A 22387-nucleotide genomic window follows, 5' to 3' on the forward strand; every position below is an offset into this window, starting at 1 on the left:
CTCATAACGCCGCTCCCTTATCGGAGCGGAACGTCGTTCCTCGCATGGGCGATCGTCAACAACAACCAGCCCGTTCCCGACGTGTTCTCCAAGATGACCAAAATCGCAGCTTCGGGCCGACTGGGCCTGATCCAAAGCTGAGGGGAAACGGTGTGAAATCGCTGATCTTTATGACGTCAGGCGACTTTTCCTCTGTGCCGCGTCACAGGACCGAGCCGAACATAGCGCCGATCAGACGCAGCGACTTTCTCGAAGCTCCGTCAGACAAGCTGGAATACAGAAGGATATCCTGAGCAGGCAATGGTGGCAGGTGCAGCGCCGCCCCCATGTCGATCACGTCCGCTGGTGCGACCTGCCGCCCAAGGGCGGCAACAGCCAGCCCCGCGGCGGCGGCAGCCGCAATCGTCGCAACCCCGCCGCCGACGAAGGCTTCCATCCATGGAATAGATGCATCCTCAAGCGCACGGATTGTCATCGCCCGGACGGCGCAGGGGCTAGGCTGAACGGCGATGGGTAAGGACGTCGAACGGTCCCATGTCCATCCCGGTGCTGCCATCCAGCCGAACGCCTGTTGTCCGACGACCTCTCCCCCGCGTCTCGTTTCATCGAGCGGGAGCACGAAGGCCGCACCGATCGAACCACAATCCATTGCTTCCATGATTTCACGGGTCGTACCGACTTTCATTTCCAGAACGAGGCCGGGATCCTGAGAATGCAGGCGGGAAAGCATCGCCGGGATCTGCGGACCGAAGATATGATTGCTGAAGCCAATGGAGAGCCTTCTTTGTCGGCTGCCGAAGGAGCTCAGGGCCAGATCATGGGCAGTGATCAGGTCGCGGGCAGGCTGGAGAAACATTGCACCGGCTGCCGATAGCTGCACGGAACGCGGGGTACGCTCGACCAGTTGGTGGCCGAGTTCCGTTTCCAGTTTCCGGAGCTTTGTGCTGACCGCCGACTGCGCCAGATCCATTGCCGCCGCTGCCTTGGTGAAGCTGCGCAATTCGACGATCATCAGGAAGATTTTCACCGCATCGAGATCGAGCGTGTTCATTTTGTCATCCAGATTCGAGATCGCAGATATCATAAACAATCTCGTTTGATGAATGTACAGTTCAAAGCACAACGATGGCAACCTGAAGGGAGACCAGATGACAACGCGTCTCGCCGTCATCGCGCCGGGAGCGATGGGAAGTGCTGTCGCATGCGAACTTGTCGGCAGAGGCGCGCAGGTTCTGACCGTCATCGACAGCCGCAGTGAGCGGAGCACGTTGCGCGCACGCGATGCAGGCATGATCGCCGCCGACCTGTCCGATCTGCCCGGCTGCGACCTCATCCTGTCGATCGTTCCGCCGGACGCGGCGATCGGTCTGGCGCAAATGCTGGCACCCGTGCTGCGCCAGAGCCCGACGAAACCGGCGTTCATCGATTTCAACGCGATCAATCCGGCTACCATGCAAGACGTGTCGGCGGCACTGTCCGGAACGGGCTGCGATGTGCTGGATGGAGCGATCATCGGCCTTCCTCCGCAACAGGGCCGGGACGGCCCGACATTCTACATCAGCGGCGACCCGGACGGTCGTGCCGATGTCCTCGCCAGCTTTGGCCTGAAGCTGCGCCAGATCGATGGTCCGGTGGGTGCAGCATCGGCATTGAAGATGGTCTACGCCGGGATCAACAAAGGACTTGTTGCTTTGGGGACCGCGATGTTTCTGGCTTCGGAGCGCGCCGGCTGCGCACAGGCCCTGTCGCAGCAAATGAGTGAAAGCCTCCCCAACCTCCGGGGCCAGTTGATGCATGCTATTCCGGACATGTATGGCAAAGCCTACCGATGGGTTCCGGAAATGCGCGAGATCACCGCTTTCCTGGGAGAAAACGATCCGGCCTCCGGCATTTTCGATGCAGCCTCCCAAATCTTCGCGAGCATAGCGAAGGACGCGGACAGGACGCTCATCGCTGCTCTCGACCGGGTATTGTCTCAGACTGACAGCGGAGATTTGGCGCCATGATCCTGAAAGGCGTGCGAGCCCTCGTGTTCGATGTTTTTGGCACCCTTGTCGATTGGCGCGGCGGCGTTGCGCGTGAAGTGGCGCCATTCCTCCGCCGATACGAAGTAGCTTGCGATCCGGCAGAGTTCGCCGATGCCTGGCGCCGCCGTTATTCCCCGTCGATGGAGGAAGTGCGCAGTGGCCGCCGGCCTTTTACCCGGCTGGACGTTCTGCATCGGGAGAATCTGGAATTGACGTTGTTGGATGTCGGGCTCGATCCAGAGACGATCCCGTCCTCGGAAATTGACGCGTTGAACATGGCCTGGCACAAGCTCGACCCCTGGCCCGACGTCGTTTCCGGTCTTCGGCGGCTGAAGTCCGGTTTCATCATAGCTCCGCTTTCAAACGGCAACATCAGCCTGATGATCGACATTGCCAGGCGGTCAAACCTGCCATGGGACGCCATCCTGGGTGCCGAAGTCGCTCGCGCCTATAAGCCGACCCCTGAAGCCTATCTGAGGACCGCGGAGATACTGGGAATGCGTCCTGACGAGGTCTGTCTGGTGGCCGCGCACAACAGCGATCTTCTCGCCGCGAGGAATTGCGGCTTCAGGACTGCTTGCGTGCCCCGCATTACCGAACACGGCCCCAAACAAACGAGCGATCTTTCTGCCGAGCAGGATTGGGACTTCGTTGCCAAGGATCTGGAAGCCTTTGCTGATGTTTTGGACACGTAACGCTGGCATATCAAGAGAAGCATCCCCGTGTGCCGCATAATGTGCTCCCGTTGGGACGGCTGGCGGTAAGCTTCGATCACGCCGGCCAGGGGCTTGGGGAGAACGTGCTGTCGGATGCGCTGAGGCGGATCGCATCGCCGTCCCGGATTATCGGCTTCGGCGCGGTGATGGTCCACGCGAAGGACAACGCTGCACGTCGTTTCTATTTGCGCTGCGCCGAACTCATCGATTATCCGCAGGACAGCCGCACCCTGTTTCTGTCTATCGAAACGGTGGTCGCGACTTTCGGCCAGGAAGCGGTTGGAAGCCCGTCTCGCAGCCACCGACGTGGCACGAAAGGATGGTGCTTGTTGAACAAAGGCCTTGTGGCAATTTCGGGCTGCTCAAGCGGCGGGAAATCGACTCTTCTGGCTGAGTTGAGCGCGCGCGGCCGTACAATCGTCGAGGAACGTGGCCGTCGCATCATAGCCGAAGAACTGGCCTCCGGTGGCAGCGCGTTACCTTGGGCCGATCCGGCGGCTTTCCTGCGCCGCGCCACCGAGATGGCGATGGCAGATCACATCGCGGCCGAAGATCATGAGGGGTGGATATTCTTTGATCGTGGCATGGTGCCCTGCAGATGGGCCAGGAAAGCGCGCACCGCCGGATTGGTGCGACGGCTCTCCGGCCAGACGGCCGTGATATTGTGCCGCTCGACAGCGAATTCCGACAGAACCGGCACCAGCTCGCCGCGCGCCACGTAAGGCGCCGCGACGAAGTCCGCGCTGATGCCGACACCACCACCGGCGGCCAGCGCCGCCATCAGCGCCTCGCTGGCGTCCATGACGATACCCGACGACGGCACGATCTCGACCTCGCGATCCCCGACGCGGAAAGGCCAGCGCAACACCTGGCCGCTGCTTTGGTAGCGCAGGTTCACCGTATCGTGGCCAACCAGTTCGTCCGGATGGGACGGCCTGCCCCGGGATGCCAGATAGGAGGGCGATGCAAAGCAGCAAAAGCGATGCGGCGCGAGCCGGCGCGCCAGGAGCCGCGTGTCCGCGAGATCGCCGATCCGTACCGCGATATCGATCCCGGCCTCGACGAGGTCGACGAACTGGTCGTTCAGGCGAAGCTCGACCATCACCTGGGGGTGGCGCTCCCGGAATGCGGGCAGCTTCGGAGCAAGCACATGGATGCCGATCGGCAGCGAGGCGGCGATCCTCAGCGTGCCAGCCGGCTCCGAGCGCGCCGTGATCGCCATCTGCTCGATCTCCTCCGCGTCGCGAAGAAGCAGGAGCGCCCGTTCATGCAAATCCCGGCCCTCGGGCGTCAGAGCCAACGAACGGGTGGTGCGCGTGATAAGCGGCACCCCAAGCGTCTGCTCGAGACGCTGGACGCTCTTGCTGACCGCCGATGGCGAAATCGACAGCGACCGGGCGGCGGCCGTGAAGCTGCCCAGCGACCCGACACGGGCGAAGGCGATCAACCCCGTGAGGCGCTCAAATGCTATTTGTTCCTTCATGGAAATACTAAAACGATTTCTACCAATATTATCAATCTTAATGCGCGTCGCCACATCTCCTTCAGTTTAGAAGTTTCCGAAGGAGGCAATGATGAGCGAGACAATGAAGGCGGTTCGCCTGCACGCGTTCGGCGGCCCGGACGTGCTCCGCTACGAGGATGCGCCCCGCCCCACCTTGGCGGCTGGTGAGGTACTGGTCCGCGTCCACGCGGTCGGCCTCAATCCGCCGGACTGGTATCTCCGTGACGGCTACCGCTCGCTTCCCCCCGAGTGGCAACCGCATCCCGCCTTTCCGCTGATCCTCGGATCGGACGTGTCCGGCGTCGTCGCCGCGCTCGACGATGGCGTGGAGGGATTTAGCGTCGGCGACGAGGTCTACGCGATGGTCCGTTTCCCGCAAAACGTCATGGAAGGCAGCAAGGCCTATGCCGAATATGTCAGCGTGCCGGCATCGGACCTCGCGCGCAAACCGGGCATCGACCATGTTCACGCGGCGGCTGCGCCCATGTCGCTGCTGACGGCCTGGCAGTTCCTGATCGATCTGGGTCATGACGAACCCAACCCGTTCCAGTCATTTACCCATGCACACGCGCAGCTCGAAGGCCGAACGGTCCTTGTCAACGGCGCCGGCGGCGGTGTCGGGCACCTCGCCGTGCAACTGGCGAAGTGGAAGGGCGCGCGCGTCATCGCGGTCGCGTCGGGCAGGAACGAGGCGCTGATGCGCGAGCTCGGCGCCGATCAGTTCATCGATTACACCAGGACGGCGGCCGACGAGATCGTGCGCGACGTGGACGTCGTGCTCGACGCCGTGGGCGGACCGGATACCGGCCGCTTCTTCCGCACCCTGAAGCGTGGCGGTTCTCTATACCCGGTCTATCCGCTGGGCTTCACCGGACATGCCGAAGCCGAGACGCTGGGCATTACCGTCTCGACGACACAGGTCCGTTCGAGTGGCGCGCAACTGGCCGAGGCGGCCCGCCTGCTTGACGACGGCACCATCCGCATCGTCGTCGACAGCATCTTCCCGCTCGCCGACGCCGCCCGTGCCCACGAACGCGCCGCCCGTGGCAATATCCAGGGCAAGATCGTCCTCTCCGTCGCCTGACCAAACCACGGATAGTCTGGCCCTTGGCAACGCTGATGGCTGGAGAACATCAGGATGTTGGCGATCGCCGGTCTTTCCTTCGTCGCTCAGGGCTTGAGAAGAACCTTGCCTGCTTTGCCCGCTGTCAGCGATGCGCGAACGGCGTCAGCGACCTGATCCAGCCCGAATACCGCCCCTGCCGGCAGTTTCAGCTCGCCACTGGCGACGAGGCGGATAAGTTCTCCAAGCAGCCGGCGCTTGGCTTCGGCGGGCATGGCGGCACTCACCTTGGAGCCCCAGAAGCCCTTCACGACGGCCTGTTTGAAAATAAGATTGCCAGAGGAAATCTGCATCGGCTCTCCGGCCATGGTGCCGAAGGACACCAGCAGCCCATCCTCACCCAGAAGCGACAGGAGTTCAGCGCTGGCCTGTCCGCCGATCGAATCCACAGCCGCGCGTATCGGCGCATCGCCGGTGATCGCACGCACCCGATCCTGCCAACCATCGGTCGCAGTCGAGACGGCATTGGCGATGCCGAGAGCCGCCAGCTCTTCCACGCCGGCATCGCGGCGCACGAGATTGACGATATGCACACCGCGCGCGGCCGCCAGCATTGCCAGCGTTTTGCCGACCGCGCCATTGGCGGTGTTCTGGATCACCCAGTCGCCACTTGCCACTTCGAGGAAGTCCAGAAGAGTGATCGCGCTGAACGGCATGGCGATAAGCTGCGCCGCCGCCTCATCGGAGATCGAATCCGGGACAGGGACCAACCCGGCAGCGGGCGCGAGGAAATATTCAGCCCATGAGCCATGAACCGAGGCGACCGAGACGCGCTGACCGATGGTGATGCCGGTCACGCCTTCACCGAGCGCATCGACCGTACCGACGGCTTCCGAACCGCCAATAGCGGGCAGTTCAGGCTTGTAGCCGTAGCTGCCGCGCACGGTCCAAAGATCGTGATTGTGGATCGGCGAAAGGATCGTCTTGATCCGCACCTGGCCCGGGCCGGGTTCGGGAACCGGGCTTTCTTCCAAAGCGAGAACGTCGGCCGGTTCGCCGAATGTGGTGTGAATGGCGCTACGCATGACGCCTCCTTAAACCGTGATGACGTGCAGGCGCACGTCGATGTTGTTGCGTGTGGCGTTGGAATAGGGGCAGGCCCGATGCGTCGCCTCGACCAGTTCCTGCGCGGCGGCCTCATCGAGACCCGCGATTTCCACATGAATGTCGATGTCCAGCTTGAAGCCGCCCTCAGGCGTCTGCCCGATTCCGACCTCCGCGGACGTTTTGCTACCCATCAGCGCCAGCTTTTTCTGCTGGGCGACATGGTTGAGCGCACTGTCGAAACAAGCTGCATACCCCATCGCGAACAGCTGCTCCGGGTTGGCGCCCGGCTTGCCGGAGTTCGGCATGGCGAGATCGAGGCCGAGGCTGCCGTCGTCGAGCGCCGTGTGGCCTGAACGGCCACCGGTCGCCGTTGCGCGGGTCTTGTAGAAAATTTTCATTCTTCGGTTCCTTTCACGGATGGTTGGATTGCGGCGTGCAGACCAGAATCTGCTCGGTGGCGATCATCGCCCGTTGCATCGGCGCACGAGAACGGGTGAGTTTGGCGAGCAGCGCAGCGCCAAGCCACATCTGGTAGAGAACCTGCGCCAGCGCGGACGGCTCCGCCCCCGGTGGAAGCGATCCGTCCTCGCGCGCCTCGGCGATCATGGAGGCGATGCGTTGCAGCAATCGTGCGACGCCATCGCTCAGAACGGCCCGCATGGCCTCCGACAGGTCCGCGACTTCGGCGGACAGTTTGACGGCGAGGCAATCCTCGGCCCAGCCGTCTCCGGCTTGATCACCTTCCCCGGGATCATCGAGCCACGCTCGCCAATAGCGCATCAACCGCTCGCGACCGCTTATGGCTTCCGCGGATAACAGCGAGTCCAGTTTCTTGCCGTAACCGTCCACGTAATCACGAAGAAGTGCGCAGCCGAACGCCTCCTTGGACGGGAAATAATGATAGAAAGACCCCTTCGGCACGCCGGAAACCTTCAAGATTTCCTGAAGGCCGAGCGCGGAGAAGCCCTTGCTCAACACAAGGCTGTAGCCCGTGTCGAGGATGTTTTGCCGGGTCGCTTCTGCTTTGGGTGTCAAATTCATGATCAGCATATATAACGAATAATAGACCAGTCGTCTATATGGCTATGGCGTCACCACCTACGCGGGCTCATCGGCATAGCCAATGGGAGGCATATATGAGCAACGTCGGGCGGCTCGCCGACAATATCGGCAACTTCAGCGCTGGCCGGCGCGGAGCGCCCCTGCGTGGCGCAGCGATGCTTCAAGGCATCGTGGTCTGCGGGATATGCGGACACCGCATGGGTCTTCACTCACTCTGCCCATAAGAAGACCCCCGTCTATCACTGCATCGATAGCGAGCAGAGCGGGCACTGCCAGAATGTGCGCGCAAACCAGGTTGATGCAGAGGTCGAGCGGCTGTTGATCGAAGCTCTGCAACCCGATCGCATCGACCTTGCGCTTGCGGCTCATGAACAGATGAACGGCGAAAACCGGCTGCTGGAACGTCAATGGGCGCTGAATCGGGAGAAGGCGCATTACGAAGCGGAGCGTGCACGCCGACAATATGATGCCGTGGAGTCGGAAAAGCGGCTCGTCGCACGTTCGCTGGAAACGTTGTGGGAAGAGAAAATACGCGAAGCCGACGCGTCTAACAGGATTACGCGCGGTGGCATGTCGAGCAGGTTAACGCCCTGGCCGCCGCCGCGCGAACGCGTATCCTGACCATTGCCGACCCTGTTGCCCGCGTTCTCGAAGCGGGCTGGCATCGACGAACGCAAAGAGATGATGCGGCTCGTGATCGACAGCGTGACGGTCGACAAGAGCCGTGCGCAAGGCCGTATCTGGTTCGCGATCCTGTGGCAGACCGGCGCGCGAACAGAGCATGTGATCATCCGCAATACCGCCAACTATGACGATCTGGCTCACTTCGCACGCATCGAGGAGATGGTGCGAACGCTCAATGCTGTGGGATCACTCGACCGTCAGATCGCGGACGCCCTGACAGCCGAGGGCATCATGAGAAGATCGGCGCTCTGATCTATGCCAACCTCTTCGACAACGAGGGCGAAGACACCTTCTCGCTGATCTGGTCCCGCCCCAACGGCAGGCGCGCCGACTAAGACCCCACGCAAGACCCCGCCACAAGGTCGGGGCCTTGGTCCGTCATGCCTTCACTGTCCGGAGCCGCAGCGAATTGCCGATGACGCTGACGGACGACAGCGCCATCGCGGCAGCAGCGATGATCGGCGACAGCAGCAGCCCAAACGTGGGATAGAGCGCACCGGCCGCAATCGGTACGCCTGCCGCATTGTAGATGAACGCGAAGGCGAGGTTCTGGCGGATGTTGGCCATCGTCGCCTGCGACAGGCGTCGCGCGCGGACAATGCCGGTGAGATCGCCCTTGAGCAGCGTCACGCCCGCACTTTCGATCGCAACGTCGGTCCCCGATCCCATGGCGATACCAACATCGGCGGCGGCAAGCGCCGGCGCGTCATTTACGCCGTCACCCGCCATCGCCACCACCTTGCCCTGCGCCTTCAGGCGCTCGACGACCGCGGCTTTCTGGTCCGGCAGCACATCGGCCTCGACCTCATCGATGCCGAGCTTTCTCGCAACGGCTTCGGCTGTGGTGCGATTGTCACCGGTCAGCATGACGATGCGGATGCCTTCCGCATGCAGGGCCTTCAGTGCCTCAGGCGTGGTCGCCTTGATCGTGTCGGCGATGGCGAAGATGCCGCCGATGGCTTTATCGATGCCGATATAGATGGCGGTTGCGCCGTCGCGGCGTAGCTCATCGGCCTGTGCCGCGAGCGGCGCTGTATCAACCCCATGTTCGGCGAGGAAGGTGGTGCTGCCGAGCACCACATGCCGGCCCTCGACACGACCGATCGCCCCCTTGCCGGTCGGCGAGTCGAAGTCGGCGACATCGGGGATGGTGATCTTTCGCTCGTCGGCAGCCGCCACGATCGCCCGCGCAAGCGGATGCTCGGACGCCTTCTCCACGCCGGCTGCAAGCCGCAGGATGGTCTCCTCGACAAATCGCGGGGCCACGACGATCCGGGTCACCGCCGGCTTTCCTTGCGTAAGCGTCCCGGTTTTGTCGACCACCAGAGTATCGATCTTCTCCATCCGCTCGAGCGCCTCCGCGTTCTTGATCAGAACGCCGGCGGCCGCCCCCTTGCCGATACCCACCATGATCGACATCGGCGTCGCGAGCCCGAGCGCGCAGGGGCAGGCAATGATCAGCACGGAAACGGCCGCGATCAGGCCATGCGCCAGCCGCGGCTCCGGCCCCCATACACCCCAGGCCGCGAAGGCGAGCAGCGCGACGGCGATGACGACCGGCACGAACCAGCCCGACACCTGATCAGCCATGCGCTGGATCGGCGCGCGCGAGCGCTGGGCATCCGCGACCATCTGGACGATGCGGGCGAGCATGGTGTCGCGCCCGACTTTTTCAGCCCGGATGACGAGCGCGCCGGTCTGGTTCAGCGTACCTCCTACGACCGCTTCGCCGACTACACGCGTCACCGGCATGGATTCGCCGGTCACCATCGATTCATCGATCGATGAGCGACCCTGCTCGACCACGCCGTCAACCGGCACGGTTTCACCGGGCCGGACCCTGAGCCGATCACCGATGACGACGGCTTCGACAGGAATATCCTCTTCAGCATCGTTCCGCCCGATCCGCCGGGCGGTTTTCGGCGCGAGATTGAGAAGCGCGCGGATTGCGCCGGAGGTCTGCTCCCGGGCGCGCAGTTCCATGACCTGACCGAGCAGCACCAGCACGGTGATCACGGCCGCGGCCTCATAGTAGACCGCGACCGTGCCATCGGCGCCTCGGAAAGCCTGCGGGTAGAGCTGCGGCGCGAATGTCGCGACGATGCTGTAGCCCCAGGCGACCCCGGTGCCCATCGCGATCAGCGTGAACATGTTGAGGCTGCGGTTGACGATCGACGCCCAGCCACGTTCGAAGAACGGCCATCCGGCCCACAGGACCACCGGCGTCGCCAGCGCGAACTGGATCCAGATCGAGATGCGCATCGGCACCAAATGGTGCAGCGCCGGGATCAGGTGACCGCCCATCTCCAGCAGGAACACGGGCAAGGCGAGCACGAGGCCGATCCAGAAGCGTCGGGTCATATCGGCGAGTTCGGGGCTTGATCCGGCATCCGCCGCCGCGATCAGCGGCTCCAGCGCCATGCCGCAGATCGGGCAACTACCCGGCGCATCCCGGCGGATTTCCGGATGCATCGGGCATGTCCAGATCGTCCCTTCCGTTGCGGTTGCCGTTACTGCCGCAACGTGGTGATGCTCATGGGTATCAGGTCCATGCGTGTGGCTATGGTGGGAATGATCGCCATGGGCGGCAGCACCCTCATGGTGATGTGCAGCATGCGCTGCCAGTGCCGCATAATGCACGGGGTCGGCGTCGAACTTCGCCTTGCAGCCGGCCGAGCAGAAGACGTAGCGCTCGCCTTCATACTCAGCATTGTGAGCGGTCCTGGCGGGATCGACCACCATGCCGCAGACCGGATCATGGTCGACGTGACCGGACGGCGTTTCGCCGTCCGGCTCATGATGGTGATGATGGCCGTGCGCCCCAGTCACCTCGGCGGCGCGTTCGCTCTTCTGATCGTCGTCGGCCATTCATCACCTTTCGCACGCCGCGCGTGCCTTCCGGTCTTTGTTCACTCCTCGATCAGATGGAACTCTTCGAGCAGCTTGGCGATCTCGGTGCCTTCGAGCTTCTTCATCAGCAGTTTGCGCAGGAAGGCCGGCCCGGGAAGATCGATGCCCTTGCCGTCCCGCAGCGGACCGATCGCAGCAAGAAGTGTACGGATATCATAGGTCGAGTTGAAGACCTCGGGCACGCCGCGCTCGACATTCATCAGCGTGTAGACGGCCTCCATCGGGGTTCTCACCGAATATTCCGTGGTGAAGATGCAGTCCCGCTGCTTCGACTCCGCGAACTGGCCGATGAAGGCGAAGTTGACCGCGCCCTCCGGCACCACGTCCGGCCGGTCACCCGCCTGGCGCGGCATGAAGAAGGCGGTAATATAGGGCATCATCGTGGGAACGGTGCTGGCGCCGGATGCCGCGAGTTCGGGAATGTCCTCGACCGGCACGCCGAGGTGATAGAGCCATTCCTGGGTGATCTCCTCACCGGTGCATTCCTGCATCGGCTTCTTCACGAAGTCGCCGGGGCAATCGACAAAGAGCGCGTAGAACCAGGCGATCATCTGATCTTTGGGCTGCTTCTTGAAATGCGGCTGGCGATGAACCGTCCAGCTCAGCAGCCACGCCGAGTCCTTCACCGTGACGATACCGGCGGAGACGATCTTGCCGGTAAAGGGGTTCCGCTTCGTGATCTTCTCGACATAGGCCGGAATGCGGGCGTCGAGGGCAGTGATCGACGCGGAGGCCCATTTCGTCTCCGGGATATGGGCGCCGAATACGTCCGGGCGGCCGAAGGCCGGATCCTTCGCCGCGATCCGCCGCCACAGGTCCCAGGCCGGCGCCGGTCCTTCGTTGAGCTTCGCCGGTGTCCTGTGGTCGCCATTGTCGGAATTCTCGGTCAGCGAGCCGATGGTGATGAAGACGAGATCGTCGGGCCCGAGATCAATGCCGCCTTCGACGCCGCGCTCCTTCCAGTGGATGCGCGTCGCCTGCTTGGAGCCGGGCTGGATGTCGAAATCGACATCGGTGACCTCGACGCCGTAGCGGAATTTAACCCCGTGATCGGTCAGCCACTTCACCAGCGGCAGGACCATCGATTCATACTGGTTGTAGCGATTGAACTTGAGCGAGGAAAAGTCGGCGAGACTGCCGATGTGATGGATGAAGCGGTGCAGGTAGAGCTTCATCTCCAGCGCGGAATGCCATTCCTCGAAGGCGAACATGGTGCGCCAGTAGAGCCAGAAATTGCTCTTGAGGAAGTCCTCGCCGAAGACCTCGTTGATGCGCTTGTTCTCCATCTCCTCCCGCGTCGCAAGGAAGACCGAGAGGAGATCCTTCTGCGCCTTGTCGTTGAGCGTTAGCAGCGCCTTGTCGGGCACGTCCTGACCCTGGTTCTGCGTCGTTCGCTGCAGCGAAAAGTTGGGATCGTCCTTGTTGAGCCGGTAGAACTCGTCGAGCACGCTGGCATCCTCGATCTCCAGCGAGGGGATCGAGCGATAGAGGTCCCACAGGCACTCGAAATGCTCCTCCATCTCGCGGCCGCCGCGAATGACGAAGCCCTTTTCGGGCACGTCCAGACCATCGAGCGCGCCGCCGGGGATTTCCAGCTCTTCCAATATGGTGATGCGGTCGCCCGAAACGCCGCCGTCGCGGATCAGGAAGGCGGCGCCGGCGAGCCCCGCGAGGCCCGAGCCGACGAACCACGCCGTCTTTTTGTCGGCGCCTTCCGGCTTGCGTGGACGGACAAAGGCTTCATAGTTTCCACTGCTATAATGCATGGCAAACTCCTGTTTTTCTTGTTGGGATCAGTCGGCGGGCTTGTAGCTGTAGAAGCCTTCGCCCGACGCGATGCCGAGCTTGCCCTTGTCGATGTAGTTTTCCTTCAGCCACGCGGCGAGCGACTGTGCGTGCTCATCACCGTGCGACAGGATGTTGTAGGGGGTGTTCAATCCGATGATGTCGTAGATCTGGAACGGCCCCATCGGCGCGCCGGTGGCGATCCGCCAGACCTTGTCGACATCTTCCGGCTCGGCATAGCCGCCGGCAGCCAGATCGGTGGCCGCGTTCAGGAACGGCACCAGCAGGGAGTTGAGGACGTAGCCCGCTTTTTCCTTGCGCACCGGGATCGGCACCATGCCGATCGCGGAGGAGAAGGCGATCAGGGTATCGAACACGGCCGGATCGGTGTCGTCCGTACCCATCACCTCGGCAGTGTTGAACTTCCAGATGCTGTTGGCGAAGTGCAGCGCCAGGAAACGGTCCGGGCGGCCGGTGAAGGCTTTGAGGTCGCTCGGCAGCAAAGTCGAGCTATTGGTGGCGAAGATCGTTCTGTCAGGCGCGAGCCCCGCCAGTTTCTCGTAGAGCGCCTGCTTGATCTCGAGCACTTCCGGAACCGCTTCGATGACCAGATCGGCATTCGCAACCGCAGCCCCAAGATCGGCGGTGAGCGTGATGCGTCTCGAAGCTTCGGCTGCCTTGCCGTCAGCCGCACCCGTCACCTCTTTCACGTAGGTTTCTACAAGCGTTTCGAACCGATGCCTCGCCTGGTCGAGTGCTTCGTCGCTGATCTCATAAGCGGTAACGTCAAAGCCACTATAGGCGGCCTGGAAGGCGATCTGGCTGCCGAGGACACCGGTGCCTAGCACCGTCACTTTCAGGATGTCGCTCATTCATTCTCTTCCTTGCGTCGGGTTTCATAGAGAAACGGCGCAGCGACTTCGGCGGGCACGCGAACCAGCTTGCCGGTAGCTTTCTCGATGAGCACCCATTGCGACAGGGCCGCGACGAGCGTCTGACCGTTACTGTCTTTGAACTCGACGCACCGGGCGTATCTCGCTCCGCGCGGCTTCCCTTCGACCCAGGTTATGGCAAAGGTCTCTTCGCCCGCCCGGATATTGCCGCGGTAATCGACCTCGTGCCTGAGCACCATAGCAACATAGGTGTCGGCATCCCTCGGACGCGCGGCTGTCAGCCAGTGCGCCACCGACACATCCTGAATCCAGGTCACCCAGACCGCATTGTTGACATGGCCGAGTTCATCGATGTCTTCTTCGGTTGCCTGGAAACGGATATGGAAGCGCCGACGTTCGTCCACTTTTCCAGCCAAGGGCACGCCTGAAGCATCGCAGCCGATCCTGCGGCGTCCTTCGCCAGGAAGGCTCATGACCGGGTGGATGGCGCATCGAGGCCTGCCATCGCGCGAAAGAAGCCGACAAGCATTTGCTCTCGGGGAATAGCGCCTTCGACATCGCCCTGGACCGCCAGTCCCATCCACAGTGCATAGAGGCCGATCCCGGTCTGCAGCGGCGGCAAGGCAGGCCGAAGCGCAAAGCGCCGCGTCAGATCCGCCACAAGTTCTCCGAACAAATGGTGGCAGGCGGCCTTTCCTTCGCGATGCCGTTCAGCGAACGCGGGGTCCCGCCGCGCATGAAGCAGCAATTCGATCGAAAGCAGCGACCAATGCTGTTCGTCAGCCAGCTTAGCCAGCCGCGCCGCAAGCACTTGCAGAGTCGCCTCGATATCATCGCCGGAGCAGTGGGCGACCAGATCGCGCAGAAGCACGACCTCGTCCTGGATATGAGCCTGCAGAATCTCGACCAGCAGATCGTCCTTGCTTGCAAAATTCGAATAGAAGGCCCCCTGCGAATGACCCGCTGCACTACAGATGTTGCGGATCGACATGGCCGCCACCCCTTCTTCCACAATGGACGAATGTGCTGCGGCGAGCAGCTTATCCCGCGTCTGGCGCTGCGTTTCCTTTCGCGTGAGGCGCATGAGCGATCGACCTCCAATTCAGCACGGCATGGAAACCTTTTACCCATGTCGGCGTTCACCGTAAAACCAGATATCACCTGATATCTCGAATGCAACGAAAATCCGGTTCGAAGGATCGCCCTTGGCTGAGACCTATATCCCCTACTCCACCAGCGTCGAAGTGCTCGGCGAAGACGAGGAGCGGCTCACCGCCGAAATCCTCGAAATCATGGCGAGCACCAACCGCAAGGCGTTCGAGCGCCATCGGCATGCGGTGCGCGACGCCCATGCCAAGAGCCACGGGTTCCTGAAGGGCGAACTCGTCGTCCCGGAACTGCCGGAGCATCTGCGCCAGGGGCTTTTCGCTCGCCCGGCCACCTATTCCGTGGTGATCCGCCTCTCATCAGCGCCCGGAGATATCCACTCGGACACCATCCCCGCCCCACGCGGCATGGCGATCAAGGTCATCGGCGTGGAGGGAGAGCGGCTTCTGCCCGACGACCAGGGCCGCAATCAGGATTTCCTGCTCGTCAACATCCCGACCTTGAGCTTCGGCACGATCGGTAAATATCGCCAGCTCATTGGCCTTCTGGAGAAGAATGCGCAGAACCCCGCCTTCCTCCAACGCGCCATGGCCGGGGTGGCGCGTGGCGTGGAAGCCGCGGTCGAAGCGGTCGGCGTCGAGCCCGGCGCGACGCTGCGCGGGCTCGCGCGCGACAACGACCATCTGCTCGGCGAGACCTATCACTCGATGGCGGCGATCCGCTTTGGCGATCACATCGCCAAGATCAGCGCCGCGCCGCTTTCCGACAATGTCCGCGCGCTCACCGGCAAGGACGTCGGCACAGTGGAGGATTCTACGATGCGCGATCTGGTTGTCGAGCATTTCCGCGACCAGGGTGCTGAGTATCAACTGCGCGCCCAACTTTGCGCTGATCTCGACAAGATGCCTGTCGAGGACGCGGCGGTGCTCTGGCCCGAAGAGCTGTCGCCACACCAGCCGATCGCCACGCTGCGCATCCCGCCGCAGGACGCCTATTCGCCGGCGCGGCGGGTCTATGGCGATGACGTGCTGTCGTTCAATCCCTGGCACGGTATCCGCGAGCACCAGCCGCTCGGATCGATCATGCGGGTGCGCATCGCCGCCTATGAGCGATCCACCCGCTACCGCCATGAGATGAACGCGCAGCCGCGTGTCGAGCCGACAAACATTGACGCCATCCCGGACTGACGCACCGATCGACACACGCAATCACGAAAGGAGGCCAGTCATGGCCGAGACCGAAGAAAACCCGCAGATCGACGAAACCCGCCTTCAGGCCATCCGGCGGCGGATCGAGGAAGTGGCCGGCGACGCGCCGCAGCTCGCCAAGCTCGCGCTCGAGCAGATGGTGACGAAGCACAATCCCGACCTCAAGGGCACGGCCGGCTCGGCCGGTCGCGTCGGCGCGCAGTCCGGCAATGTCTCCGAGCTCACCGCCATCGCCAACCTCAAGCCGGGCGGCGCGGACCGGCTGAAACGCATCTTCGGACTCGTGAACGGCAATTTCGACGGGGCGCAGAAGGTCGGCACCCTGCACAACATGCGGTTCGTCTTCTTCGACAACGACACCCGCATCCTGTTCGCCACCGCCTATGACGGCGACTGGGACACCTATATCAACGACTTCGCCACCAAGATCCCTGACCTGATGGATTTGCTCTTCGCCTCGGTCGAAGGCTGGCCGGGCATCGCGAGCCCGAAGGTCAAGGATTTCATCGCCGAACATCAGATCACCGCCGCCGGATGGTTCGTCGCCAACCCGCAGGTCACGGTCGTCGACGTGCGTCGGCTTCAGCGGATGGAACATGCCGTCAACGAATTCCTGGACAAGGTGGGCTGAGCGATGACGATCCTTCAAAAGCTGAAAGAGCGCTTCTCGAGGGACAGCGTTACGCTCGACCTGCACGATATCCAGGCGCTGATCCTGCGAAGCCGGCCGGAGCCCTATGTCGGCATCCATGCGATGCTCCATTTCGACGAGGCCGAGGGCGCGCGCGCTTTGCTGGGCCGGCTCGCGCCCCATATCGCATCCGCCGACAACTGGAACGAGGATCTCGATTTCTGGATAGGCGCTGCACTCAGCTTCGAGGGACTGAAGGCGCTCGGCGTTCCTGAAGCGCAGCTCAAGACATTCCCGCTCCCCTTTCAGCAGGGCATGGCGGCGCGCTCGGAGCAGCTCCGCGACTTCGGACCCAACGCGCCGGAAAACTGGGAGGACGTGTTCAAGCCGGGCAACTGCCATCTCGCGCTGACCATCTACGCGGTCGACGATGCGGCGCTCGACAAGGCGCTGGCGACCGCGCGAACCGAACTCGACCAGAGCAGCGGCGTCACCTTGATCGGCGAGCATCGCTTCGGCGCGCCGGACGGCGCGAAAAACCCGTTCGGCTTCCGGGATTCGATCTCCCAGCCCGCCGTCGAAGGCAGCGGCGTCGATCCGCTGCCCGGCGAGGAACGCGCGATCAAGGCGGGCGAGTTCATCCTTGGATACGAGAGCGAGAACGGCCAGCCGCTCGGCATGCCTGAACCTGCGGCGCTGGGAAAGAACGGCACCTTCGTCGTCCTGCGCAAGTACAACAGCCGGGTCGGCTGCTTCAACGCCTTCCTCAAGGCCCATGGCGAGACGGCGGAGGACCGCGAACGTCTTGCCGCCAAGATGTTCGGTCGCTGGCGGTCAGGCGCTCCACTGACGTTGTCGCCGGATCATGACGACCCGGACCTCGGCGCCGATCCGCAGCGCAACAACGACTTCAATTTCAAGGACGACCCCAAAGGCCGCGTCGTGCCGCTCGGCTGTCATATGCGCCGGCTCAATCCCCGCGATTCCGAGCTGACACTGCTCACCGACGTCAACATTCACCGCATCATCCGCCGTTCCTCGACCTTCGGGCCGGTTTATTCCGAGGATGTGGCGCCGAAAGACGATGCCAAAGGCGATCGCGGCCTGTTCTTCATCTTCATAAGCGCGCGCGCTTACGACACGATCGAGTTCATGCAGCAGGAATGGATCAACCGCGGCAATTTCGTCGACCTCGGCGAGGAGCGCGATCCAATCGTTGGTCTGCATGAGGAGGACGGCCGGTTCACGATCCCGCAGGCGCCTGCGCGCAAGCGCATCGACGGTGTGCAGACCTTCAATGTCATGAAGGGAGGCGAATATCTGTTCATGCCAAGCCTATCGGCGCTTAAGTGGTTGGCAGAACAACGCTAAAGCTATTCACCTGATTGTCGGTTGAGATTTGAAGTGTGCAGAGTGACCCGGAAAGTGCGGGGCTGTGCGGAAGGTTAAGTGAGTGGGAGTTGAGTTTCGGCAAGGCTGGGGATGGTTGGTCCTTGTGGCGCTTACGATTTCGACGACCGGCGATGAAATCACGTTGCTGACGTTGATGTTCCGCACTGCCGAGAACGCATCCGGCTATGCGGTGCCGACGCTGCTGACCGCGGAGCTGCTACCCGGTCTGATCGCCGCACCCTGGGCGGGCCGCTTGATCGACCGCCGGGAGGCGGCCCGCATTCTGGTCATGGTGTCAGTTCTGCAAGCGGGCGTGATAGCATTTATCGCCTATTATCCCATGTTCACGCTCGCCGGGGCCGCGCTGTTGAGCGTGCTGTTCACGATCAGCAGCGCCGCAACATTCGCGTTGATTCCAGTGCTGGCGAGCGGCTTGGAATGACCTCGCACTCGCCAATTCCCTTATGGAAATGGTTCGCAGCCTTGGAATGCTCGCTGGTCCAGTCGCTGGGGGCGTACTGGTGGGATGGATCGGATCGCGCAATGCGCTTTTAGCCGATGCCGCCAGTTATGCCCTTTTGGCCCTCGTCGTGATGGCGAGCAGGCTTCGCCGCAAGCCACAACGGGACGATCAGGAGGAAGAGACCCTGTTCGCGGACTACCTGCCGCTGCTCCGCAATCGACGGTTGATGGTGGTTACGGGTGCGCTCAGCCTCGAAGTGTTTGCGACCGCCATAGCCGACGTTGCTTTCGTGTTTCTCGTGATGGTGACGCTGGGAGCGGGCCGACCGCGTTTGGAATGCTGACGGCACTATGGGCGGTTGGGATGTTGATCGGCGCTGGGCTGGCCGAAAGGGTTATTGGCCATAGGGTCGGACTGGCGGCGTTCGGCACGGCCGCTGTCATGGGCGCGACCATGCTGTGGATCGGCCTTGCGCCGATCGGGCTGGCAATCGTTGCCGTCGCCTTCATCCTAGGCGGCGGCGCAAACAGCATCCACAACGTCGCTGTCCGAACCTTGTTCCAGTCGGAATGCCCGCCCGCCGATCATGGCAAGGTCGCCGCGATCTATGGTGCGGTGACACGCACCGCCGTAATCGGCGGCTATGTTGCTGGCGGCTTCTTTTTTGTGCCGAATGATGCGCCAACCGCCTATCTCGTGGGCGGCCTGCTGGGCGTTGTCGCGGGCTTAGTCGGATGGCGGATATTCAATCGTAGATGGAGCGCAGCACCAATCAAAGCATCGACGCGCCAAGATTGACCTGATTGTCGTGCCCCTCCGCTAACGGCTATACCAATCAGGTGGCGTGATTGAGGCGCGGTGCGGAACGGACACGATAGCGACGCCCTAATGATGTAAGGCAGAAAATATATGACCTTTCAGTTTGATCCATCATTCGATGCAGAATCACTCCACATGCCGGGAGATTCTTTGATCGAATTAGACCAGATAGAGAGTTCATTAAGGATATTGCTGCCCTCTGAGCTTCGTGATTTATTTATTGAATTCGGATCAGCGATAGTTTTCAATAAGGATGTTGAATTTCCTGCGGAAAAATGCGCCTATTCCGAAGATTCAGGAAGAATTGGCGTTTCAGTTATATATGGCCCTGCTGACGGAAGCTTAGGAATAATTCGCATAAACGAACAATTATCCATGCAGATTCCAAAAACATCTGTGGTTTTTGCGGAAATCGGTCTGGGTAATATGCTGTTAATTGACAGAATTGATGGAAAGATATCCGTATGGCTGCACGATGAAGCTCTGCCTTCTAGGGCGATAACCCCCGTATACGACAGCTTTCATGACTTTATCGATGCACTGGTAGCCTTCGATCCTCCTCCCCTGCCCAGTTTAAAGGAATTGGGATTGGACTTGAAAGCGATGGGGATAGAAGAGGAGTAGCTAGATGTTACGGTTCGGCGCTGACGGAAACCACATCATTGGCGGCGGCTCGGCCGGCTGCGTCATGGCCAACCGCCTTTCTGCTGATTCGGATAAAGCTGTCTGCCTCATCGAGGCGGGGCCGCGCGATCGCAATCCCTTCATTCACATGCCGCTTGGCGTCGGCGTCATTGCCCGCACGGGATGGGTGAACTGGAACTGTGAGACCGAAGTCGAGCCTCACCTTAACAACCGGCGGCTCTATTGGCCGCGCGGCAAGACGCTGGGTGGCAGCAGCTCGATCAATGCAATGGTCTACATTCGCGGCGATCGGGCGGACTATGAGGGCTGGGGGGCGGCCGCCGGAGCTGACTGGGACTGGCCGCGCATGCGCGAGCTTTTTATCGCGCTCGAAAACAATCAGGCTATCCACGACGAGCATCATGGCAATGCCGGGCCACTTTGCGTCTCCAATCTTGGGCGAGTGAACCCACTTACGGAAGACTTCGTCGAAGCTGGGGTGGAACTGCACTACCCGCGAAATCCCGACTTCAATGGCGTGAGCCAGGAAGGCTTTGGTGTCTATCAGGTGACCCAGAAAGACGGGCAACGGTTCAGCACGGCGCGAGCGTTTCTCGATCCGGCTCGCTCGCGCAAGAATCTCGCCATCGAAACGAACGGCCTCGTCGAACGGATACTGTTCAAGGACCGTCGCGCCATCGGGGTCCGCGTCGGCGGCCGGGACCTGCTGCTGCGCCCCGGTGGAGAGGTGATCCTTTCGGCTGGCGCGGTCAATTCGCCGCAGATTCTGATGCTGTCGGGCGTCGGCTCGGCGAGCGAACTCAGGCAGCATGGCATAGAGATCGTTCTGGATGCGCCCGAAGTCGGAGCCAATCTCGCCGATCACCTCGACTATACGGCTGTGGCAACCACGGCCGATCGCGAAGGATTTGGGGTGGCGCCCAGTTTCCTGCCTCGTGCGATACGCGGCGCATGGAGCTATTTCCTTCATCATGAAGGCGAATTGACGTCAAATGCCTCGGAGGGCGGCGCTTTCCTCAAATCCGACGCCGGCCGGGAGCGGCCCAATCTTCAATTCCATTTCCTGCCGGCGATCCTGCGTGACCATGGCCGCAAGACAGCCTTCGGCTACGGAATGACCGTGCATGTCTGCGACCTTCTACCGAAGAGCCGCGGCAGGATCGGGCTCAAGATCGCCGATCCCACGGCTCATCCGCGCATAGAGGGCAATTATCTCAGTCATCCCGATGATGTGGGCGTCTTGCTGAATGGCGCGAAGCTAGCCCGCAAGCTCCTTCATGCGCCGGCGCTCGCCCGTCACTTGCGCGAGGAGGTGCGACCGGGACCCGCGGTCCAGACCGACGAGGCTCTGATCGACGACATCCGCGCGCGCGCTGAAACAATCTATCATCCGGTAGGAACATGCCGCATGGGCAGTGACTCGGCATCCGTGGTCGATCCGGCAGCCCGTGTACGTGGCATTGACGGTTTGCGCGTGGTCGATGCATCGATCATGCCGTCGATCGTGTCGGGCAACACTAACGCGCCTACCATGGCGATCGCGGAAAATGTCGCGCAAATGATGATCCGGCCTTGAGGAAGAATGGCGATGAGGTTCAGTTTCGTATTGGCAGCCATGCTGCTACTTGCAGCATCTGCGTCCGTCGAGGCACAGCGCGCTTCTTTCGGAGTGTGGAAGAATCCGCAGGACAGCGTACATGTGCGAGCCCAGCCGTGCGGAAGCAGAATGTGCGGGGTCGTGGTCTGGGCAAGTGACAAAGCCAAGGCGGATGCGCGGCGCGGCGGGACAAACGATCTGGTAGGTCTGATCCTGTTTCGCGATTTTGTTCCTGAAAAGAAGGGCGTGTGGCGCGGCAGTGTTTTTGTACCCGACATCGGCCAAACCTTCTCTGGAACAATCACCACGCTCGACGATCGGCGGATGGAGGGAAAGGGGTGCCTGACAGGGCGGATCATGTGCAAATCGCAGATATGGACGAAAGTGAACTGAAATCCGTCCAATCATCGTCTGACCGAGAGCGGCAAGCCAAGGATTTTAATAAGACACATCAAAAGCTTCTACGATAAATTGAAGAGGCGCGGAGCAGGAAGCGGGCATGGCGACAGCGATGTGTGCAGCCGCCACGGGATCAATTCGGCGACGGGCATGCGACTTGGTCAGCGTAAGCAGGCGGATAATCCGTTATTGATCGTCGCGGCCAGAAGACGGTCCGCTGCGGCAGCGGCTGCACGAACAGATTAACCTAGAGCGGTTTCCACACGATCTGACTCGTCAGGGATTCCCTTCGCGGCGCCGTTGTGATTCAGCCTTCCTGCTGGTGGCAGGAGGCCAGCATGGATGGCACGAACGCTATCACAGGATCTTCGGGAC

Annotated in this window: 24 protein-coding genes and 2 pseudogenes; 16 read left to right on the top strand and 10 right to left on the bottom strand. The window is 61.8% G+C overall.

The annotated features are described in order from the left end of the window. Positions 1-202: 202 nt before the first annotated feature. Entirely contained in the window at positions 203-1051 is an 849-nt protein-coding gene (locus LQ220_RS23300) for a LysR family transcriptional regulator (RefSeq protein ID WP_025290613.1), read from the bottom strand. Between the two features lie 97 nt (positions 1052-1148). Here LQ220_RS23300 and LQ220_RS23305 point away from each other — a divergent pair, with 97 nt between their 5' ends. The 3 genes and pseudogenes from LQ220_RS23305 to LQ220_RS23315 all read left to right on the top strand — a co-directional run. Further along, positions 1149-2006, top strand: a complete 858-nt coding sequence (locus LQ220_RS23305) for an NAD(P)-dependent oxidoreductase (RefSeq protein WP_230190426.1) — start codon at positions 1149-1151, stop codon at positions 2004-2006. Continuing rightward, on the top strand, positions 2003-2722 hold the full coding sequence (locus tag LQ220_RS23310) for a haloacid dehalogenase type II (RefSeq protein WP_004207043.1): 720 nt from the start codon (positions 2003-2005) through the stop codon (positions 2720-2722). The genes LQ220_RS23305 and LQ220_RS23310 overlap by 4 nt, the downstream gene beginning before the upstream one ends. Before the next feature lie 167 nt (positions 2723-2889). Beyond that, positions 2890-3273, top strand: a pseudogene (locus LQ220_RS23315) (AAA family ATPase); the annotation flags it as partial. A 23-nt stretch (positions 3274-3296) separates the two neighbouring features. Here the strand turns inward: LQ220_RS23315 and LQ220_RS23320 are convergent. Next, the gene (locus LQ220_RS23320; RefSeq protein ID WP_125989423.1) at positions 3297-4280 is read right to left on the bottom strand and encodes a LysR family transcriptional regulator; all 984 of its coding nucleotides are present in this window, start codon (positions 4278-4280) and stop codon (positions 3297-3299) included. Positions 4281-4314: 34 nt separating this feature from the next. Here LQ220_RS23320 and LQ220_RS23325 point away from each other — a divergent pair, with 34 nt between their 5' ends. Continuing rightward, positions 4315-5331, top strand: coding sequence for an NADP-dependent oxidoreductase (locus tag LQ220_RS23325; RefSeq protein ID WP_025290611.1), 1017 nt, complete (start codon positions 4315-4317; stop codon positions 5329-5331). A gap of 86 nt (positions 5332-5417) precedes the next feature. Here LQ220_RS23325 and LQ220_RS23330 read toward each other — a convergent pair whose 3' ends face one another. From LQ220_RS23330 to LQ220_RS23340, 3 genes are read right to left on the bottom strand one after another with little or no spacing between them, the layout of a single operon-like run. Continuing rightward, a complete protein-coding gene (locus tag LQ220_RS23330) occupies positions 5418-6395 on the bottom strand; it encodes a zinc-binding dehydrogenase (RefSeq protein WP_004207037.1) in 978 nt (325 codons plus the stop codon). 9 nt (positions 6396-6404) lie between these two features. After that, entirely contained in the window at positions 6405-6815 is a 411-nt protein-coding gene (locus LQ220_RS23335) for an organic hydroperoxide resistance protein (RefSeq protein WP_025290610.1), read from the bottom strand. Between the two features lie 13 nt (positions 6816-6828). Beyond that, on the bottom strand, positions 6829-7458 hold the full coding sequence (locus LQ220_RS23340; protein ID WP_025290609.1) for a TetR/AcrR family transcriptional regulator: 630 nt from the start codon (positions 7456-7458) through the stop codon (positions 6829-6831). Between the two features lie 165 nt (positions 7459-7623). On the opposite strand from LQ220_RS23340, the gene LQ220_RS23345 reads away from it, so the two are divergent. The 3 genes and pseudogenes from LQ220_RS23345 to LQ220_RS25130 form a co-directional block, all read left to right on the top strand. Further along, complete coding sequence (locus tag LQ220_RS23345; protein ID WP_037479890.1) at positions 7624-8100, top strand: hypothetical protein; 477 nt, start codon at positions 7624-7626, stop codon at positions 8098-8100. A 15-nt stretch (positions 8101-8115) separates the two neighbouring features. Beyond that, positions 8116-8415, top strand: coding sequence for a hypothetical protein (locus LQ220_RS23350; protein ID WP_017503235.1), 300 nt, complete (start codon positions 8116-8118; stop codon positions 8413-8415). Beyond that, positions 8409-8498: pseudogene (locus tag LQ220_RS25130) on the top strand (DUF736 domain-containing protein); the annotation flags it as partial. The gene LQ220_RS23350 and the pseudogene LQ220_RS25130, both read left to right, overlap by 7 nt. Before the next feature lie 43 nt (positions 8499-8541). Here the strand turns inward: LQ220_RS25130 and LQ220_RS23355 are convergent. From LQ220_RS23355 to LQ220_RS23375, 5 genes are read right to left on the bottom strand one after another with little or no spacing between them, the layout of a single operon-like run. Beyond that, the gene (locus tag LQ220_RS23355) at positions 8542-11031 is read right to left on the bottom strand and encodes a heavy metal translocating P-type ATPase (RefSeq protein WP_039996361.1); all 2490 of its coding nucleotides are present in this window, start codon (positions 11029-11031) and stop codon (positions 8542-8544) included. Between the two features lie 41 nt (positions 11032-11072). Then, positions 11073-12839, bottom strand: a complete 1767-nt coding sequence (locus tag LQ220_RS23360) for an oleate hydratase (RefSeq protein WP_017503237.1) — start codon at positions 12837-12839, stop codon at positions 11073-11075. A 27-nt stretch (positions 12840-12866) separates the two neighbouring features. Next, the gene (locus tag LQ220_RS23365) at positions 12867-13730 is read right to left on the bottom strand and encodes a 3-hydroxyacyl-CoA dehydrogenase (RefSeq protein WP_004207023.1); all 864 of its coding nucleotides are present in this window, start codon (positions 13728-13730) and stop codon (positions 12867-12869) included. Further along, a complete protein-coding gene (locus LQ220_RS23370) occupies positions 13727-14167 on the bottom strand; it encodes an acyl-CoA thioesterase (RefSeq protein ID WP_230190427.1) in 441 nt (146 codons plus the stop codon). The genes LQ220_RS23365 and LQ220_RS23370 overlap by 4 nt, the downstream gene beginning before the upstream one ends. Before the next feature lie 53 nt (positions 14168-14220). Further along, a complete protein-coding gene (locus LQ220_RS23375) occupies positions 14221-14835 on the bottom strand; it encodes a TetR/AcrR family transcriptional regulator (protein ID WP_230190428.1) in 615 nt (204 codons plus the stop codon). 121 nt (positions 14836-14956) lie between these two features. Between LQ220_RS23375 and LQ220_RS23380 the strand changes: the two genes are divergently transcribed. From LQ220_RS23380 to LQ220_RS23420, 9 genes are all read left to right on the top strand, one after another. Beyond that, positions 14957-16045, top strand: a complete 1089-nt coding sequence (locus tag LQ220_RS23380) for a catalase family protein (RefSeq protein WP_025290605.1) — start codon at positions 14957-14959, stop codon at positions 16043-16045. Between the two features lie 40 nt (positions 16046-16085). Next, complete coding sequence (locus LQ220_RS23385) at positions 16086-16697, top strand: hypothetical protein (RefSeq protein WP_004207013.1); 612 nt, start codon at positions 16086-16088, stop codon at positions 16695-16697. Positions 16698-16700: 3 nt separating this feature from the next. Next, positions 16701-18068, top strand: a complete 1368-nt coding sequence (locus tag LQ220_RS23390) for a Dyp-type peroxidase (RefSeq protein ID WP_004207012.1) — start codon at positions 16701-16703, stop codon at positions 18066-18068. A gap of 124 nt (positions 18069-18192) precedes the next feature. After that, complete coding sequence (locus LQ220_RS23395) at positions 18193-18531, top strand: hypothetical protein (RefSeq protein ID WP_017503244.1); 339 nt, start codon at positions 18193-18195, stop codon at positions 18529-18531. 46 nt (positions 18532-18577) lie between these two features. Then, the gene (locus LQ220_RS23400) at positions 18578-18895 is read left to right on the top strand and encodes a hypothetical protein (protein WP_025290604.1); all 318 of its coding nucleotides are present in this window, start codon (positions 18578-18580) and stop codon (positions 18893-18895) included. A 20-nt stretch (positions 18896-18915) separates the two neighbouring features. Continuing rightward, positions 18916-19350 (top strand): hypothetical protein, encoded by a 435-nt coding sequence (locus LQ220_RS23405; RefSeq protein WP_025290603.1) that lies wholly within the window; start codon positions 18916-18918, stop codon positions 19348-19350. 111 nt (positions 19351-19461) lie between these two features. Next, entirely contained in the window at positions 19462-19995 is a 534-nt protein-coding gene (locus tag LQ220_RS23410; protein ID WP_082733396.1) for an SMI1/KNR4 family protein, read from the top strand. A 4-nt stretch (positions 19996-19999) separates the two neighbouring features. Further along, positions 20000-21592, top strand: a complete 1593-nt coding sequence (locus LQ220_RS23415) for a GMC family oxidoreductase N-terminal domain-containing protein (protein ID WP_025290602.1) — start codon at positions 20000-20002, stop codon at positions 21590-21592. Between the two features lie 12 nt (positions 21593-21604). After that, positions 21605-22006: a DUF2147 domain-containing protein gene (locus LQ220_RS23420; RefSeq protein ID WP_004207001.1), complete on the top strand. Its 402-nt coding sequence runs from the start codon at positions 21605-21607 to the stop codon at positions 22004-22006. Positions 22007-22387 lie beyond the last annotated feature (381 nt).

Source organism: Sphingobium sp. CECT 9361, from assembly GCF_918741285.1.
Classification (GTDB): domain Bacteria; phylum Pseudomonadota; class Alphaproteobacteria; order Sphingomonadales; family Sphingomonadaceae; genus Sphingobium.